This is a genomic window from Mesorhizobium sp. (assembly GCF_965229135.1).
In the GTDB taxonomy this organism is placed as follows: domain Bacteria; phylum Pseudomonadota; class Alphaproteobacteria; order Rhizobiales; family Rhizobiaceae; genus Mesorhizobium.
Genome location: NZ_OZ245860.1, coordinates 154,340 through 172,404 on the forward strand (window position 1 = coordinate 154,340; position 18,065 = coordinate 172,404).

Annotated in this window: 13 protein-coding genes and 1 pseudogene; 5 read left to right on the forward strand and 9 right to left on the reverse strand. The window is 62.6% G+C overall.

All coding sequences use genetic code 11. The features are described 5' to 3' along the window. Positions 1–28 precede the first annotated feature (28 nt). The 3 genes from ACO07C_RS00680 to tsaA form a co-directional block, all read right to left on the reverse strand. Positions 29–988, reverse strand: coding sequence for a D-amino acid aminotransferase (locus ACO07C_RS00680; protein ID WP_421912314.1), 960 nt, complete (start codon positions 986–988; stop codon positions 29–31). A 108-nt stretch (positions 989–1,096) separates the two neighbouring features. Beyond that, positions 1,097–1,408: a DUF2293 domain-containing protein gene (locus ACO07C_RS00685; protein WP_421912315.1), complete on the reverse strand. Its 312-nt coding sequence runs from the start codon at positions 1,406–1,408 to the stop codon at positions 1,097–1,099. Beyond that, positions 1,405–1,908 (reverse strand): tRNA (N6-threonylcarbamoyladenosine(37)-N6)-methyltransferase TrmO, encoded by a 504-nt coding sequence (gene tsaA, locus ACO07C_RS00690; protein WP_421912316.1) that lies wholly within the window; start codon positions 1,906–1,908, stop codon positions 1,405–1,407. The genes ACO07C_RS00685 and tsaA overlap by 4 nt, the downstream gene beginning before the upstream one ends. 162 nt (positions 1,909–2,070) lie before the next feature. Here tsaA and ACO07C_RS00695 point away from each other — a divergent pair, with 162 nt between their 5' ends. Together ACO07C_RS00695 and metF are read left to right on the forward strand one after the other, a co-directional pair. Beyond that, the gene (locus ACO07C_RS00695) at positions 2,071–3,078 is read left to right on the forward strand and encodes an ArsR/SmtB family transcription factor (protein WP_421912317.1); all 1,008 of its coding nucleotides are present in this window, start codon (positions 2,071–2,073) and stop codon (positions 3,076–3,078) included. Then, entirely contained in the window at positions 3,078–3,995 is a 918-nt protein-coding gene (gene metF / locus ACO07C_RS00700; RefSeq protein WP_421912318.1) for a methylenetetrahydrofolate reductase [NAD(P)H], read from the forward strand. The genes ACO07C_RS00695 and metF overlap by 1 nt, the downstream gene beginning before the upstream one ends. A gap of 621 nt (positions 3,996–4,616) precedes the next feature. Here the strand turns inward: metF and ACO07C_RS00705 are convergent. Next, positions 4,617–5,536: pseudogene (locus tag ACO07C_RS00705) on the reverse strand (DMT family transporter). Between the two features lie 200 nt (positions 5,537–5,736). Here ACO07C_RS00705 and ACO07C_RS00710 point away from each other — a divergent pair. Further along, positions 5,737–6,957 (forward strand): alanine racemase, encoded by a 1,221-nt coding sequence (locus ACO07C_RS00710; protein ID WP_421912319.1) that lies wholly within the window; start codon positions 5,737–5,739, stop codon positions 6,955–6,957. A 112-nt stretch (positions 6,958–7,069) separates the two neighbouring features. On the opposite strand, the gene ACO07C_RS00715 is transcribed toward ACO07C_RS00710, so the two are convergent. Next, a complete protein-coding gene (locus ACO07C_RS00715) occupies positions 7,070–8,248 on the reverse strand; it encodes a lytic murein transglycosylase (RefSeq protein ID WP_421912320.1) in 1,179 nt (392 codons plus the stop codon). 126 nt (positions 8,249–8,374) lie between these two features. Next, positions 8,375–9,166: a GH25 family lysozyme gene (locus ACO07C_RS00720; RefSeq protein ID WP_421912321.1), complete on the reverse strand. Its 792-nt coding sequence runs from the start codon at positions 9,164–9,166 to the stop codon at positions 8,375–8,377. 222 nt (positions 9,167–9,388) lie between these two features. On the opposite strand from ACO07C_RS00720, the gene ACO07C_RS00725 reads away from it, so the two are divergent. Then, on the forward strand, positions 9,389–10,780 hold the full coding sequence (locus ACO07C_RS00725) for a serine hydrolase domain-containing protein (protein WP_421912322.1): 1,392 nt from the start codon (positions 9,389–9,391) through the stop codon (positions 10,778–10,780). Here the strand turns inward: ACO07C_RS00725 and ACO07C_RS00730 are convergent. After that, positions 10,777–11,445 carry a class I SAM-dependent methyltransferase gene (locus ACO07C_RS00730; protein WP_421912323.1) on the reverse strand — a complete coding sequence of 223 codons (669 nt, stop codon included), beginning with the start codon at positions 11,443–11,445 and terminating at the stop codon, positions 10,777–10,779. The two genes, ACO07C_RS00725 and ACO07C_RS00730, sit on opposite strands and share 4 nt — an antisense overlap. A 2-nt stretch (positions 11,446–11,447) precedes the next feature. Continuing rightward, complete coding sequence (locus ACO07C_RS00735; RefSeq protein WP_421912324.1) at positions 11,448–12,689, reverse strand: DUF3419 family protein; 1,242 nt, start codon at positions 12,687–12,689, stop codon at positions 11,448–11,450. Positions 12,690–13,210: 521 nt separating this feature from the next. On the opposite strand from ACO07C_RS00735, the gene ACO07C_RS00740 reads away from it, so the two are divergent. Beyond that, positions 13,211–14,203, forward strand: coding sequence for an acyltransferase family protein (locus ACO07C_RS00740; RefSeq protein WP_421912325.1), 993 nt, complete (start codon positions 13,211–13,213; stop codon positions 14,201–14,203). A 13-nt stretch (positions 14,204–14,216) separates the two neighbouring features. Here the strand turns inward: ACO07C_RS00740 and ACO07C_RS00745 are convergent, their stop codons facing one another. Continuing rightward, a complete protein-coding gene (locus tag ACO07C_RS00745) occupies positions 14,217–17,978 on the reverse strand; it encodes a hydantoinase B/oxoprolinase family protein (protein WP_421912326.1) in 3,762 nt (1,253 codons plus the stop codon). Positions 17,979–18,065: the final 87 nt, after the last annotated feature.

An 18,065-nucleotide genomic window follows, 5' to 3' on the forward strand; every position in this document is an offset into this window, starting at 1 on the left:
AGAATTATTTGGTTGGGCTTGCGATCCGTCAGGCGTAGCGGACCGGGCTCGACCAGGCCCGATCCTCGTGTTTTTCCCAATAGCGCGCCATCAGCCGGCCTGTGATCGGCCCGACCTTGCCGTCCGCGACAGGGGCGCCGTCGATGACCGTCACAGGCATGATGCCGCCGGCCGTGGAGGTGATGAACACCTCGTCGGCCGTGCGAAGTGCTGCGACGCTGACATTGGCGGCGACGGCGGTGAGGCCGGCCTCGGCGCACAGGTCGAAGACAGTGCGCCTGGTGATGCCGGGCAGGACGCCGATGGCTGGCGTCGACAGTTTTCCAGCCTTGACACAAAACACATTGAAGCCCGGACCCTCGGCGACATTGCCGTTGAAATCAAGGATGAGAGCCGTCTCGGCGCCACGGTCATAGGCATCGTAGAGGCCGCGCACCAGATCGAGCCAATGATAGTTCTTGATCGCCGGATCGATCGACGCCGGCGGAATGCGCACCTTGTCGCTGATCGCCACACGCAGGCCGCGTTGCAATTGCTCGGCATTGGCGACCGAGCCGAATGGCACCGCGAAAGCCATGAAGCGGTTGATGGATTGGCGCGGATCGCGGCTGAAGGTGGGCGAGGCACCGCGCGTGCACAGCATCTCGACATAGGCGGCGCGATGGCCGGACAGCGCCACGCAATTGTGCAGGATCTCGCTTACCTCATCGCGATCGAACGGGATGGTCATGCGCAGCTTTTCCAGACCGCCGAAGAACCGCTCAAGATGCAGGTCGAGGCGGAAGAAGCGGCCGTTCCAGACATGCACCGTGTCGTAGGTTGCGTCCGAATGCAGGAAACCCCAGTCCAACACCGAGATTTTGGCTTGCGACATCGGCAGGTACTGGCCGTCGAGAAAGGCGACGCCATCGGGATAGGTGTGCGGATCGACGTGGCGCTCTGAAACTGGCGGCAGCGACCTGACTTGCGGATCGACGGTGTTGCTCATCTCGCCTCCTCGGGGCTCTATTGGCCAAAGCGACCGTTAGAGCCGCGACGCTGGCGCCACAAGACACAGGGTCGCGCTCCCAGATGAGCCATCGACACCTTCAGCTTGCTATTCCTCCTCGTCGGCACCAAGCAGGCGCGTCGCGCGCCAGCGGGTGAGCACGATGTTGGTCTGCTCGATGACGAAGAAGCGGGCGGAGTCGCGATCATAGCCTTCGGCCAGCAGTTTCTCGTAGTCGGTATGAACATGGCGGACATGCGCAATGGTGGCCAGCCACACGGCGATGGTCGGTGGCAAGGTCTTCATGTGAACGGAGCCGGCGTCCGCGCGGATCTTTTCCATGTCGGCATAGGGCGCGAGCGGCAGCAATGCGGTCAGTGCCTTGGCGATGGCGCGGCGGCGTCCGGTCGGCGCGCTCACCGCTCGTCCCTGCCGGTTACCGTCGCCACGGGGGCCGCATCGACCGAAGCGAAGTAGGGCTTGATGTCGATGACCGGCGTGCCGTCGAGCGCGTCGATGGCATTGAGGTCGATGCGTCCGGTGCCGATATCGACAGCGACGAGTTTCGCCACATGCAGCCCGATCGGATTTGGACGGGCAGGGGAACGCAGACCGAATACGCCTTTCGCTTCAGCGGCATGGCGGGGTTTTTGCACAATCAGATTCCTTGGCGCGTGGTGCAGCCAGGAAAGGATGATGACATGGCTGGCGCGCTCCAGTCCCGCCAGACCCTGCCGATAAGGCGCGTCGATGGTCAGCGTGGCGGGCTGCCCTGTTTCTCCTGCCGTCTTCATGTTCTTGGGGCAATCCTCCCGCGTCCACGGCGATTTGATGCGGCCGATGAAGACGATGTGGCCGTCGGGCGGCAGCGTTGCCGGGTCGGCTTCCAGGAGCTTTTCGCCACCGCGCATCTCGAACATGGTCTTGCCCCTGGTTCTGTCTCTCGCGGTTCGGTCCGGGGATCGGTCCGCCCGCGGGAATCACACATGCGTCATTTTCTTGTCCGGCAGCGACATAGGTCTTGCGTGGCCTTCAAAATCGACATAAACATATGTTTATATCTTTTCAAAGAGAATACGCTCATGCACGTCGCACTCGACACGATGGTAGATACATTGAAGGCGGCGGCCGAATCCAGCCGATTGCGCATTCTGGCGCTGCTGTCGCGCGGCGACCTAACCGTTTCCGATCTCACCGAGATTCTCGGCCAGTCGCAGCCGCGCGTGTCGCGGCACCTGAAGCTCCTGCTCGAGGCCGGGCTGATCGGCCGGTACCAGGAGGGTTCGTGGGCGTTCTTCCGGCTCTCGGATTCCGATGCGTCACGCGACTTTGTCCTCAGGCTGATCTCGGGCATCCGTGGCGCCGACCCGCAGGTCGAGCGCGATCTCGAGCGGCTGACATCGGTCAAGCGCAAGCGGCAGGACCGCGCCGCCACCTATTTCTCGCAGAACGCGGCAAGCTGGGATCACATCCGCTCGCTTCACGTGCCGGACCGGGCCGTGGAAGCGGCGCTGCTGAAGCTCATCGGCAAGCGGCCCTTCCAGTCGATGCTCGACCTCGGCACCGGCACCGGGCGCCTGCTGGAGATATTCTCGCCGCTCTACCGGCGCGGCGTCGGCATCGACATGTCGCGCGAGATGCTGACGGTGGCGCGCGCCAATCTCGACAAGGCCGGCGTTTCGAATGCTCAGGTGCGGCAGGGCGACATCTTCGCGCCGCCGGTCGAGCGTGATGCCTTCGATCTCGTCACCATTCACCAGGTGCTGCACTATCTCGACGACCCGGCGCGCGCCATCCATGAAGCGGCGCGGCTGTTGCGGCCGGCCGGCCGGCTCGTGATCGTCGATTTCGCGCCGCACACGCTGGAATTCCTGCGCGAAGAGCATGCCCATATGCGGCTAGGCTTCTCCGACCGGCAGATCGCCGACTGGTTCGCGGAGGCCGGGCTGGACCTCGAGGACAGCCAGGAGTTCGAGCCGCGCGGCGGCAGCGAAGCCAAGCTCACCGTCAAGCTGTGGCTCGGCCGCGACCGGCGCCTGCTGATCGCCGATCCCTCCAACGATACCCAACAGGTAAGGGAAATCGCCTGATGAACCAGTTCCGCTTTTCCCGCCGCCCCGACATCGGCGACAAGATCAGGGTTTCGTTCGAGTTCTTCCCGCCGAAGAACGACGAGATGGAAGCGAGGCTGTGGGACACCGTGACCCGGCTGGAGCCGCTGCAGCCGAAATTCGTCTCGGTGACCTATGGCGCAGGCGGTTCGACCCGCGAGCGCACGGCCCGCACGGTCAAGCGCATGCTCAACGAGACGACGCTGACGCCGGCCGCTCATATGACTTGCGTCGATGCCTCGCGCCAAGAGGTCGACGGGGTGATCCAGGAATTCGCCGGCATGGGCGTTACCCGCTTCGTCGCCTTGCGCGGCGATCCGGCCGAAGGCGTGGGGGCCGCATACCGGCCGCATCCCGGTGGCTACGCCAATGGCGCCGAACTGGTGGGGGCGCTGAAAGGCGCGGGCGATTTCGACATTTCTGTCTCTGCCTATCCCGAAAAGCATCCGGAAAGCCCGGATTTCGCCACCGACATCGACATGCTGAAGCGTAAGGTCGACAATGGGGCGACGCGGGCGATCACCCAGTTCTTCTTCGACAATGACCTCTATGAGCGCTATGTCGAGCGGGCGCGGCGCGCCGGCATCTACATACCGATCGTGCCGGGCATCTTGCCGGTGCATAATTTCACTCAGGTCGCCAATTTCTCCGCACGCTGCGGCGCGCTGGTGCCGGCATGGCTGGCCGAGCGCTTCGACGGATTGCAGAAGGACCCGCAGACGCATGCGCTGGTGGCGTCCGCCGTGGCGGCCGAGCAGGTGCTGGACCTTGTCGAGCGCGGTGTCGGCGATTTCCATTTCTACACGATGAACCGGGCGGACCTCGTCTTCGCCGTCTGCCACATGATCGGCATCCGCTCGCACGAAGCCGAGATAGCTGGGTCCGCCGCTGCCTGAGCGGCACAAGGTTATGCTCGTTCGAGGCAGGGTTTTCGAACCGGGTGCGGACGACAAGATTGCAAGGCGTGGAAGGAGCGGATCAACAGCTCTCCAATATGAAAAGGCCGGGTAAAACCCGGCCTTTTCATATTGTTTGGACTGTTCAGGTCCGGCATTCCCCCGATAGCGCGGTCTTACGGAAGAAAGCCCATGATGAGGGCTCCGATGAATGCGAACGCGGCACAGATCATCAATGCGTTGATTGGCCTCGTAAGTCCCATGACATAGCCTCCTCTTAAAGAGCTATGAGGCGGAGTCTAGGTTCATTTGTGCCACAGGCAAGTCAAAAATATGCCGCAATGCGGTCAAGATGTGACAGCCGCGAGCGGGCCGTTGCCGTTACTCATTGAAACTCCTAGTCAAAAGCCGGCTTCACAGCTGTGAATAAAATGTGACCGGGCCAAGTGATGGTACCGCTACCGTGCCAAGCCGAAGGCCGGATGCGACTTTCGGAACGTTTGGAAGTGGCGATTCTTTTGGCGGTCGGAGCGCTCTTTTCGTGTCCGGTTGGGCGCACCGCGTCACGTTCTTTCATCATATCGCAAGCCCGAACCGCTGCGCATTTTGGCGCGACGTGCATCAGCGCCGGCCGAACACGCGGCCGTCGATGGTGAGCAGGCCCAGCCCGATCAGCGCCATGCCGCCCAGTTCAAACAATTGGAGCCGTTCTCCGAGGAACAGGAAGCCGAGCAGAATGGCGCTGGCCGGCACGATGAGCGTGACCAGCGAGGCATTGGTGGCGCCGGCCGAGGAAACGAGGTTGAAATAGAGGATGTAGGCGAAGGCGGTGGACAGGAGCGCCAGTGCAATTACCGCCGCCCAGACCGGCGGCGAGGCCGAGAACAGGCCGGACGGACCATAGGCCATCAACACGACCGGGATCATGATGATGGTAGACGCGGTCAGCTGTCCGGTGGCGACGACCGGGGAAGGGATGCCCTTGAAACGGCGTGCGACCATCAGGGCGACGGCATATGACAAAGAGGCGCCGATCAGCGCGAATTTGGCCCAGACAGGGCCGCCCAGCCCGGCGACTAGGCCGGCCCGATCATGACCGCCGTGCCGGCGATGCCGAGCGCGATGCCGGCCAGCTTGTTCCAGGAGAGTTTTTCATCCGATGTCAGCGCATTGGCAAGGATAAGCGTCCAGAACGGCGTCGTCGCGTTGAGCACCGAAGCGACGCCGGCGCCGAGCTGGGTCTGGCCGGCGAAGATCAGCGAGAACGGCACGACATTGTTGGTGAGCGCCAGCAGGAAGAACAGGCCAGCATGCGGGAAGGCGAGACGGAAGGACGGTCCTCGAATGGCGAGATAGATTTGAAGCGCTATTGCCGCGATGCCGACGCGAAACAGCACCAGCACCAGCGGATGAAGTTCCGAAACGGCAATGCGGGCAAAGAAGAACGAACCGCCCCAGATTGCGCCGAGCAGCAGAAGCTGCACCCAATCCTTGAGTACCATGGGTCCGCGCGCCGCGACGGCGGTGGCCGTACCTGCCATGTGATCGTCCTCCCCGACGGTGTCGTTCCCCGTCATGGCGGCAAGCCTTAGTGGGTTCGATGACCGAGGCCACCCGAAACCTGACGGATGACCTCACTCTCCTGCCAAAAAGGCGAACGCCTTGCCACGGGTGCACGAGACACAGAATTGTTTTCATTAGCCGCTAGCTTGGACTAATTGTGTGCCAAGAGGATTTGTCCATGCAGCGATTCGAGAATGCCCGCGAGGCGGCCCTGGCGCTTCGCCCGGACGATCCGGTCTACTGCTTCCGCCCGCAAGTGCTGAAGGCGGACGCCCGCCAGTTCATGGGCATGTTCCCCGGCAAGACCGCCTATGCGGTGAAGACGAATGGCGAGCCGATTGTGCTCAAGACCCTTGTCGAGGCCGGCGTCACCGCCTTCGACGTGGCTTCGCCTGGCGAATTCGCCGCCGTGCGCGCGGTCTCGCCCGATGCCGAGATGCTCTACATGCATCCGGTCAAAGCGCAGTCCGACATCAAGCTGGCGCTGGAGAAATATGGCATCCGGGTCATTTCGCTCGACCATGAGGACGAGATCACCAAGGTGACGCGGGTGGTGCGGGCGCTCGACATCGACCCGGGCTCGATCAGCGTGTTCGTGCGCGTGCAGACCAAGGGCCATGCGGCTTACGAGTTGTCGAAGAAGTTCGGCGCCGGGCCGGCCTATGCGGTGGAACTGGCCGAGCGGCTGAACCGCACCGGCTACAAGGTTGGCCTTTGCTTTCATGTCGGCAGCCAGATCGAAGACCCCGACACGTACGAGCGGGCCCTGGCCTCGGCCGACTGGGTGCGCAACCGCCTGACCTTCGACATTGCCGGGCTGGATGTCGGCGGCGGTTTTCCTGCCGAGTATGGGCACGATCCCAACCGCAAGCAGATCGAGATGCCGTCGCTCGGCCAGATCATGTCGCGGCTGTCGGGTGACCTCAAGGAATACCAGTTCGACCAGATGCCTTTGGTGGCCGAGCCGGGCAGGGTGATCGTGGCGCGCTGCCTGTCGCTGATCGTGCGGGTGTTGCTGCGCAAGGGCAAGCGGCTCTACATCAATGACGGCATCTGGGCCTCACTGTCGGATTCATGGACCGGCAAGATCACGCTGCCGGCGCGCTTCATTCCCGATCCGGCGATCCGCACGCGAAATGGCGCTGAAAAGAACATCGTGCCGTTCAAGGTGTGCGGCGCGACCTGCGATTCCGTCGACATACTGTCACGGCCGTTCTGGCTGCCGGAAACCGTCGATACCGGCGACTGGATCGAAATTGGGCACATCGGCGCCTATTCGCTGTCGCTCCGGACCCGCTTCAATGGATTCTACCCCGACACATTCGTCGAGGTGACGACACCGTTCGATGAGGGCGATGCGCCGCAGGGGTTCGCGAGCCTGGAGACGATGGCGGACTAGGCATTAGGCATTAGGGTTGCAAATTTCTGCTTCCCAGCAATTTTTTCACTGCCTACTGCCTACTGCCTACTGCCTACTGCCTACTGCCTACTGCCTACTGCCTACTGCCTACCTAAAGCTTCGCCAACAACTCCGGCGTCGGCCAGCCATCCACGGGCAATCCGAGCCGCATCTGCTCCTTGCGGATGGCTTCGCGGGTGTTGGTGCCCAGGATTCCGTCGACCGTTCCGACGTCGTAACCCCTGGCCTCGAGCTTTGTCTGCAAGGCCTTCATCTGGTCATTGTTGAGGCCCGGCTCGGGGTTGCGCGGATCGAGCGGCGGCGCGCCGGCGAGGCGCGCGGCGAGGTTGGCCGCCGTCAGCGCGTAGGTGAAGGACTGGTTCCATTCGAGATAGACGTCGAAATTCTCATAGGTGAGGAAGGCCGGTCCTTTGCGGCCCATGGGCAGCGCCAGGCCGGCCTTCAGGCCCTTGTCGACCAGCGGCGAGCCGTCGGGGTTGGTGACGCCCCACTGCGCCCACTGTGTCAGCGGCAATTTGTTGGTGCGCCCGGTCTGGTCCCAGGGCATCTCGTCGGGCACGCGCACTTCCTGGATCCAGGGTTCGTCGCGCTTCCAGCCGCGTGACAGCACCTTGTTGGCCGTGGTCATGATCACGTCGGGCACGCTTTTGCGCAGGTCGATCTTGCCGTCGCCGTCGCCGTCGACGCCGCGGGCCAGATAGTCGGAAGGCAGGATCTGTGTCTGGCCGATCTCGCCGGCCCAGGCGCCCTGAACGTCGGCCGGCAGAACGCCGCGATCGATCAGCTCCAAAAGCGGCACCAGCTGCGGGCGGAAAAGCTGCGGGCGGCGGCAATCATGCGACAGCGTCACCAGGGCGCTCAGCGTGTGGAAATCGCCCTGCACGGCGCCAAAATCCGTTTCCAGTGCCCAGAAGGCGGTGATCACGGGCGCCTGGACACCGAACTGCTGGTCCGCGCGGGCGAAGACGTCGGCGTATTTCTTCATGTTCGCCGCGCCCTGCTTCAGCCGGTAGGCCGAGATCATGCGGTTGGAGAATTGGATGAAGGTCTGTGAGAAGACGCCCTGGGCGCGATCGCGCGCCAGCGCCCTGTCGTCGATCGTCGCGTCTTCCAGCGCATCAAGGCCGATCTTGCCGACGCCGGCCGCCTTGGCTTCCGCTGCCACACCCTGTTTCCAGGCTTCGAAATCGCCGCCGCATTCCTGCGCCATCGCCGGCAGCGCCGTGGCGCACAAAAACAGCGCCGCGAGGGCTTGGGAACGCAAGAGCATGGACTTCCTTCCGACATTGAAACGCAGAGCAACCCCTAAGCGTCCACCTGGACTCTGGGCTCTGGATTACCGGCGGTTGCAGATATTACCGCTGGCTGTGTCGAAAAGCAGGCGAAACGCCCGGTGTCAACGGGTGTTCTGCCGCAGCCACTTGTTCCATGCGGCTTCCGTGCCGTTGAAAACGTTGATGTCGGACTTGCCTGTCATCCCCGGAACGATGCCGGTTCCGGTGTACTGCCAGAAGGTGAAGGGATGGCTGCCATATTTCTCGCGGGGATGACCGGCCACCGAGCGAAGCCAGTAGGGATAGCCGCGGTATGTCGACAGGTTGTTGTCGTCGAAGAAATCGACCGAGGTGTAGATGATCGGTTTCTTGCCGTAATGCTTCTCGACCATCTCGAGAAAGACGTTCATCTCCGCGCGCACCGTGGCCGGGTCGGGGCGCAGCTTGCAGGTGGGCGACTGCGGGTTCCATTCCATGTCGAGCACCGGCGGCATGGAAGAGCGATCGTTGGGCACGTTCTGGATGAACCAGCGCGCCTGCACGGCGGCGGGGGTGCAAAAATAGTAGAAATGATAGGCCGCGCGCGGGATTCCGTTGGCTTTCGTGCGGCTCCAATGCTCGTTGAAATACTCGTCGAAGCGGTCGCCGCCCTCCGTCGCCTTGATGAAGGCGAAGGAAATGCCGCTGGCCTTGGCTGCCGGCCAGTCGACCGATGTCTGGTATTTGGAGACGTCGGTGCCGTGGACCGCATAGTTCCAGGGCGCGCTGCTGACCCATTCATGCGGCTTGGAGTCGGCAAAGCGCGGCGCGCGCACCACGACTGTCGTCGTGCTCGACGACACCGGCGCCAGATCGTCGACGGTCGAGCATGCGCCCAGCAGCGACAGCATGATGAGGGCCGCGAAACGGCGCATCGCTTCTCCTGAGCCGGGTTCAGCCGGCCGCTGATGGGTTTGTTGTCCTGGGCCCCTGTTTGTCCCCCGAACGATCACCCCACAGGATCGTCCAGCATCTCTGGTGATCGCCGATCATGGTTGATATTCGGTTGACGGCGCTCGACAAGAGCCATGATTTGCGGAAGCAATGGCGGCAAATCGATGACATGGGGACGCACCCCGGTCGAAACGGGGTGAAAGATGCGGATCCTCTTCAAGATCATCAAATGGCTAGTTGGCTTGATTGTACTGGTGGTCGCCGCGCTGTTTGCCTGGCTCTACATTGCTCCGCCGGAGCTGATCCGCGTCGGTTCGGGCTACTCGGCCAAGATCGTCTGTTCGAATGTCTTCCTTGCCGGCCGTGACGCCAGGCAGGTGCTGGCTGTCGACGTGCAGGCGCCGGGCAATCCGCTGCTCAGGCTGATGTGGGTTTCCGTGGACAAGAACAGGGGCACGGTCTCGGCGGGGCTGCTTGGCGAACTCGGCAAGAGCGTGGCCATTGCCCGCGACGGGGTCGGCTGCGCTTCGGTTCCGGATGGCAATCTGAGCAAGGCCCGGCAGACAAAGCTGCGTGCCGAACCGTCCGCTGCGCCACAGGATGTATCGGCGGATGCGTTGTGGCCGGACGGCGAACGCGTCGATGCTTCAAAGAACCCGGTGATTTCGAAGCTGCTGGACGATACGGCGCTGACCGGCAGCGGCATGCGCGCGGTGGTGGTGGTCAAGAACGGCCGCATCGTCGCCGAGCGCTATGGCGACGGCTTTTCGCGGAAAACGCCGCTGCTCGGCTGGTCGATGACCAAGACGGTGAACGCGGCGATCATCGGCACGCTGGTGAAGGACGGCAAGATGGCGGTGACCAACCAGGGCCTGTTCGGTCCATGGAAAGCCGACGGCCGTGCCGCCATCAGCCTGGCGGACATGATGGCGATGTCGAGCGGCCTGCAATTCAACGAGGATTACGGTGACGTCGCCGATGTGACGCGCATGCTCTACCTCGAGCCCGACATGGCTGGCTTTGCCGCCTCCAAGCCGCTGGCGGCTGACGTGGGCAAGGTGTTTTCCTATTCGAGCGGCACGGCGGTGATGCTGTCGAGGCTGTGGCAGGATGCGATCGGCGACAAGGACAAGGCGCTGGCATGGCCGCGCACCGCGCTGTTCGACCCACTGGGCATGCACAGCGCCGTGCTGGAGACCGACGAACAGGGCACATTCGTCGGCTCGTCCTATCTCTACGCCTCGGCGCATGACTGGGCACGGTTCGGTCAGTTCCTGCTGCAGGGTGGCGTCTGGAACGGCAACGCTATCCTGCCGGCCGGTTTCGTCGACTGGATGCGCGAACCGGCGCCCGCTTCGAAGGCCTACGGCAAGGGCCAAGTGTGGATCGAGGGGCCGGGCGATGAAGAGAATCCCGGCGCCGGCGTGGCGGCCGGCTTGCCCAAGGATACATTCTGGATGGAAGGGCATGACGGCCAGACCGTGACCATCATACCGTCCGAGCAATTGGTGGTGGTGCGGCTAGGGCTGACGCCGGCCAAACTTGGCTATCGGCCCCAGGCGATGGTGGGAGCGTTGGTGAAGGCGCTACATTAATCGCGGCGCGATCCGAGCACGGCCAGCCACGCGTAGCCACGATAAAGCGTTCTGAAACAAAAGGTTGCGCCGGCCCGCCGAGATTCCGAGTCCAGAACCTCGCGCAGATTGGCGCGCGGTTCGACGTGGAATTTCCGTAGCCAGCCGCGCAACAGGGAACGGAACCAGCGCGGCAGGCCCTCCTGCTGGCCGAAATCGACGATGTGCAGCGACCCCCGGGGCGAAAGGGCGGCGAGGGCGGCGGCAACGGTTTTTTCCCAGCCGGGGATCATCGACAGCGAGTATGAAACGAATATGCGATCGAAAGTCGCCTGGCCGAACAGCGTTCCGGCGTCGAAATCCGTGGCGTCGCCCTTGGCGAGCCCGACGCGCGCCGACAGGCCTTCGCGGGCGATCGCAGCGCTGGCCGTTTCCAGCATTTCCGATGAGATATCGAGACCGAAGAAGCGGGCATCCCGATACCGGCGGGCGGCAAGGATGATGTTGCGGCCGGTGCCGCAGCCGAGTTCCAGCACCGTGCCGCCGGCCGGCACGTCGAGCCCTTCTATCAGCCTGTCGCGGCCGAGCAGATAGTATTTGCGGGTCAGGTCATAGATGTGGCGCTGCCAGCGGTAGACGCCGTCCATCAGTTCGGCGTGGCCGGCAGGCAACTCGGTGCTGCTCATGGTCAGCGCTTCACATAGAGGTGGAAACCGCCATAGATGGCCGAACGGTCGCGGGCCGAGAATTCACGCGAGGCCTCGGTCTCATAATTCCATTGGTCGAGCAGCGACGTGGAGACGCGGCCGGGCAACAGGCTGGGCTCGGCGGCGGTACGGAAGATGACCCGGGCACCGGCGGACGCGGTGCGGGTGATCTCGGCCCACAGCGCGTTCAACTGTTCGTCGGTCATCCAGTCCTGCGCGTCGAGCAGCACGAAGCGATCGACGCTGCCGGCATCCTTGGCGGCGAGGAATTCGATTAGGTTGGCGTGATGGATGGTGACGCGATCGACATTCCTTTGGATCGTCGCGTGGTTGCTCTTCTCCAGATAGGCGGGCAGGGCGGCTTCGCCCGGGTTCGGGTAGCGCCGTGCAAAAGCCTGCCAGGCGAAGTAGTTGTTCTTCAGAGGGAAATCGCAGGCCAGCTTTTCAAGCCGTGCTTTCAGGACACTGGCCATGGTGCCGTCGCCCGAGGTGATCAATGAATCGTACTGGGCCGGCGGGATGCCGAGGCCGAACAGCGAGGCCTTGCGCGATGTCGCCCATTTCAACAGCGGCCTGTCGAAGACCGGCGCCAGTTCCTCATTGAAGAAGCGCCGCTGGTCGGCAATCGTTTTCGACGCCATGATGCCGGCGGGATCGACGCCGAAGAATTTCGCCGTGCGGTGACCCATGGCGATGAACAGGCCGAGCAGCCCCGTCTGGTAGAAATTGCGGTCGAAGACCGCGATGCGCCGGCGGCCGCGCCAATTGCGGCGTTCCCAGTATTGCCGGCTGACCGGATCGAGATGCGGCGCGATGAAGCGGTCGTAGGCTTCCGAATTGTGGCTTGTGTCGGCCGCGCCGAAGAAGCGGAACAGATCGCCTTGCGACGGCAGATGACGCACGGCCTGCAGCTTCATGCGGTTCAGCGCGATGTGAGCCGTGTTGAGATCGACAGCGTCGACCGTTGCCGGCGAGCGGGTGAGATAGGCGAGGATATTGCAGCCGCCCGAGGCGATGGTGACGACGCGATGTCCGTGGCCAAGCTGCATGGCTTCCATGTCGACATCGGGGTCTTCCCAGATCTGCGGGTAGACGAGACCAGAGAAGAGGAAGGCGAAAAGCCGCTCGGAAATGCCGGCTTTCGAAAGCGGGCGGTTCTGGTAGACGGCCTTTCCAACTTCCTTGCCGCGGCGGAAAACGAGTTCTCCCGAAACGTCCGTCATAGCGAGATGATTCCCCATTTGCTTTGTCGCAAGCGGGTATCGCAGGGTGATGACAGGCCAGTGACAGTCTGTTGACGTTGGATGGCGCCAATCCCACGCTTTGTGCCGCGCCCGAAATCGTTTGGCTCTCCGCGTTTGCCCGCCGCTGCACCCGAGCCACGTCCTTCCCGGAAGAGGGCTCTTCGCCGAGGCATAGGCCGATGCTTGTCGGCGTGTTCGCGAGATATTGATTGAACTATTGTTGCGGGCCAGTCACCGCCAGTTCTTCGTCGCTTTCCGCGCTTGGTCACCGCGATGCACGCAGGAGCCTTTCCAGAAAAAGTCTTATATTAATTTATTCTAATAAGCTTGTTAAAGTCTATACGGGCCATGCTATGTTCATTTTAATTTCTAAAGAAAATAATTATATTTCATCTGTACACAGTATGATAAAGTCATGAAGTTTTGTTTGGATACGCACAGACGTTTTCACTTCAAGGAGGGCAATGGATGAAAATGGTTGAAGCGGTCTCCAGCTATAGATGATCTGGTCTCTCCAAGTGCTGCGGTTCGTAGCCGCGCTGATGGTCGTTTTTTTACATGCGGTGCAATCCGCGGCCCGGATTTCCGGCATCGGAATCGTCCCCTACGAACTTGCGCTCGTGGGCTCGGCCGGGGTCGACATCTTTTTTGTCATCTCTGGAGTGATCATGGCGACGGTGGCGCCTGGCAGAACGGCCGCCGAATTCATCCGGGCACGGCTGCTCAGGATTGTCCCAATCTATCTGCTGTGCAGCATCGCGGCGATCCCTATTGTGGCTATCGGCCCCGCATTGGGCTGGCGCAACATCCTGGCGACGGTGTTGTTGTGGCCGGCAACCGACAGAATGGTAGCACCTGCGATTGGATCGGCCTGGACGCTGTGTTTCGAAATGCTCTTTTACGCAGCGGTCGCGCTGGTGCTGTTGGATCGGCGGTGGCTATATGTCCTCCTGGCCATCTTCAGCGGTGCATTTCTGCTTCGTTGGGTCGGGCCCGTCTTTCAGTTCCTGGGCAACCCTATCATCCTGGAGTTTGTCGCAGGCGTTCTGATTGCCAGGGTTGGCAAGGTCAGGTGGGGTTTTGCCATGTTGCCGCTGGGGATTTGTGCTCTTCTGCTGGCGGCTTGGTTCATGGTCATTCCAAACGGCTACAATGAGCTCTTTTTGACGGGAGAGCAGAATATCCAACGTGTGGCCGTTCTCGGGATACCGGCTATTCTTATCGTCTACGGTACCATGCACATACAGTCGCACAGGAGCATATGGACCTACCTGGGTGGGGCGTCCTACTCCCTCTACCTTGTACACCCAATACTGCTTTCCGGGCTGGCCGTCGTATGGGTCTTGTATCCGGTCGGCCCGAACGTGATTGTCACGATCGGGATCTTTGCTTCGGTGCTCGCGTCGTTGGGTGTTCACGAACGGATAGAGAAGCCGATGATCGCCAGGATGAAGCGGACAATCTCACCAGAGGCAATGTCGGCCGGGGCGTAGTTGTCATTTCGCGTTACGCCCTGCCAAAGGCTCCTGGTGTTGGCGTGGCGACGATGACAGCCTCGCCCGCATCGAGCGTCGTCTGGTCGCAGGCCTTCAACACCTCGACAGCGCCGTCCTTGCGACGCACCTTGGTAGAACCGACTTCGCCGTCGCCGCCGCCGTCCAATCCCTGTGGCGGGCGGTTGCGATGCGAGGACAGGATCGCGCATTCCATCTGTTCGAGGAAGCGGATGGTGCGCTTCGTGCCGTCGCCAGCGTCCCATTTGCCCTTGCCGCCGGATCCCTCGCGGATGTGAAAATCCTCGAGCACGACGGGAAAGCGCAGTTCCAGCACCTCCGGATCGGTAAGGCGCGAGTTGGTCATGTGGGTGTGGACGCCGGACGTGCCGGCAAAGCCACGGCCGGAATTCATCTGGCCGGCGGGCGAGCCCGAGCAGATCGTCTCGTAATACTGGTACTGCTTGTTGCCGAAGGTCAGGTTGTTCATGGTCCCTTGAGCATTGGCCATCGCGCCCATGGCGCCGAACAGCGCGTTGGTGACATGCTGCGAGGTTTCGACATTGCCGGCCACGACAGCGGCAGGGTAGGCGGGTTTCAGCATCGAGCCGTCGGGAATGATGATGTTGATCGGGCGCAGGCATCCGGCGTTCATCGGGATCATGTCCTCGACCATGACGCGGAAGACGTAGAGGACGGCGGCGCGGGCAACCGGCTCGGGCGCGTTGAAATTGTTCTTCATCACCGGCGACGTACCCGTGAAGTCGACGGTCGCCTCGCGCTTCTCGCGGTCGACGCTGATCTTGACCTTGATCACTTGGCCGGTGTCGGTCGGATATTCATACTCGGAACTGTCGGGCAGTCGCTCCAGTACCCGGCGCACGCTTTCCGCCGCATTGTCCTGTACATGGCCCATATAGGCCTCGACGACATCGAGGCCGAAATGATCGACCATCTTGCGCAGTTCGGCGACGCCTTTCTCGTTGGCGGCAATCTGTGCCTTGAGGTCGGCGATGTTCTGGTGCGGATTGCGCGCGGGGTAGGGGTGGTCGGTCAGCAATGTGTGCAATTCCGCCTCGCGGAACCTGCCGCGATCGACGATGCGGAAATTGTCGAACAGCACGCCTTCCTCGTCGACCGTGGTGGCAAGCGGCGTCATGGAACCGGGCGCGGTGCCGCCGATATCAGCGTGGTGGCCGCGCGAGGCGGTGTAGAAAAGGATCTCCTTGCGAGCATCGTCGAACACCGGCGTCACCACGGTGATATCCGGCAGATGCGTGCCGCCATTGTAGGGCGCGTTGAGCGCAAAGACGTCGCCGGGATGGATGTCGCCGGCGTTCAGCCGGATGATGGTTTCGACCGAGCGGTCCATCGAGCCCAGGTGGACGGGCATGTGCGGTGCGTTGGCGACCAGCGCGCCGGTGCGGTCGAAGACAGCGCATGAAAAGTCGAGCCTTTCCTTGATGTTGACGGAGTAGGCGGTGTTCTGCAGCGTCACGCCCATCTGCTCGGCGATCGACATGAACAGGTTGTTGAAGACCTCGAGCATCACCGGATCAGCCTGCGTGCCCAGGGCGGCGGTGCGCGCCTTCCTTTCAGTACGGCGGATCACGACGTGGTTGAGATTTGTGATTTCCGCCCGCCAGCCCGGCTCGACGACGATGGTCTGGTTCGGCTCGATGATCAGGGCGGGACCGGCGACCACATTGGATGGGCGCAGGTCTTCGCGGCGGTAGACACCTGCCTCGTGCCACCGTCCTTCCGTGTAGAGGCGTCGGCTTTCCAAAGACTTGGCGTCGACCCCCGCCGGTCCTGCCGGCGCGCAGGCTTCGGCGTTTTGCTGGTTGCCGGTCTCCGTGCCTTCGACACCGACGGTTTCGACGATCATCGGCTTGTCGTCGTAGATGAAGCCGAACTGCGCCTTGTGGGCGGTTTCGAAATCGCTTCTGGCTTGCTCGATCGAGCCGTGCCCGAAATTCACCGGCAGCGCCGTGTCGGTGCCGTCGTAGCGAATCTGCAGCACCGGCCTTGCCGCAACGGCGCTTTCGGCAATGTTCTGCGCCGCGAGTTCCGCGACCACCGCATTGCGCAGGACCGCGATGAGATCGTCGATTGCAGGCTTGGAGCCGTCAGCCAATGGCATCAGCAGCGCCTGCTGGCGCGAGGCAAATACCGAGGACAATCCGATGCCATAGGCCGAAAGCAGGCCGGAGAAGGGATGGATCAGCACCGCCTCCATGCCAAGCGCATCGGCGACAAGGCAGGCATGCTGGCCGCCGGCGCCGCCAAAGCAGTTCAGGAGATATTCGGTGACGTCGTAGCCACGCTGCACGGAGATCTTCTTGATGGCGTTGGCCATGTTCTCGACGGCGATGGTGACAAAACCTTCCGCGACTGCCTCGGGTGTTCGGCCATCGCCGATTTCGGCGGCCAATGCGATGAATTTCTGGCGCACTGTTTCCACATCGAGCGGCTGGTCCTGGCCTGGCCCGAAGATGGCGGGGAAAAAATCCGGCCGCAGCTTGCCCAGCATGACATTGGCGTCGGTGACGGCCAGCGGGCCGCCGCGCCGGTAGGCAGCCGGACCGGGATTGGCGCCGGCGGAATCAGGTCCGGCACGAAAGCGGCCGGCCTCGTAATGCAGAATCGAGCCGCCGCCGGCGGCGACCGTGTGGATGCGCATCATCGGCGCGCGGATGCGCACGCCGGCAACCTCGGTGTCGAAGGCGCGCTCATACTCGCCATCATAGTGGGCGACATCGGTCGAGGTGCCGCCCATGTCGAAGCCGATGACTTTTTCGAAGCCGGCGAGTTTTGCCGTCTCGACCATGCCGACGACGCCGCCAGCCGGGCCGGACAAAAGCGCGTCCTTGCCCTGGAACATGTCGGCGGCGGTAAGACCGCCCGAGGACATCATGAACATGAGGTGGGGCTGGCGCTGTCCCTCACCCTTACCCTCTCCCCGAGAAGAACGGGGAGAGGGGCTCGCCAGCGTCGGAGAGCTTTCCTTCTCCTCGTCACTATACGGGGAGAAGGTGCCGGCGGGCGGATGAGGGGTAGCGCCGGTGCTGCCTGCTATAATCCCCAACTCCCCCGCGACCCTCTGTACATATCTCGACAGGATCGGCGACAAATAGGCATCGACCACGGCCGTGTCCCCACGGCCAACCAGCTTGATCAGCGGCGACACTTCGTGGCTGACCGAGACTTGGCCGAATCCGAGCTTTCGGCAGACCTTCGCCACCGCCTTCTCGTGGTCGGGATATTTCCAGGCGTGCATGAAAACGATCGCCACCGCATCGATGCCGTCGGCCTTGGCTTGCTCGATGGCCGGGCGACAAGCGGCGATATCGAGCAGACGCTCGACGCAGCCATCGGCGCGCACGCGCTCGTCAATCTCGATGACGCGCTCGTAGAGCTGTTCGGGAAGGATGATTTCCTTGGCGAAGATATCGGGCCGCGCCTGATAGGCGATCTTCAGGGCATCGCGAAAGCCCTTGGTGATGAGCAGCAGGACGCGATCGCCCTTTCGCTCGAGCAGCGCGTTGGTGGCGACGGTGGTGCCCATCTTGATGTCGCCTATCCGACCGGTGGGGATGTCCGCCCCGGGCTCCACGCCGAGCAGGTCGCGAATGCCCTGGATCGCGGCATCGGCATAGGCTTCGGGATTCTCCGACAGTAGCTTGCGCGGATGGAGCCCGCCCCGCGGGTCGCGGCCGATGACATCGGTGAAAGTGCCACCGCGATCGATCCAGAAGTCCCATTTCGCGGTCATGGCAGTGCTCTCTCCAGCAGGCGGCTACGACTTGTTAGAATGCAAACGGTCGACCGGCAACGCCCAGTGATGATGCAGTGGGTGTTA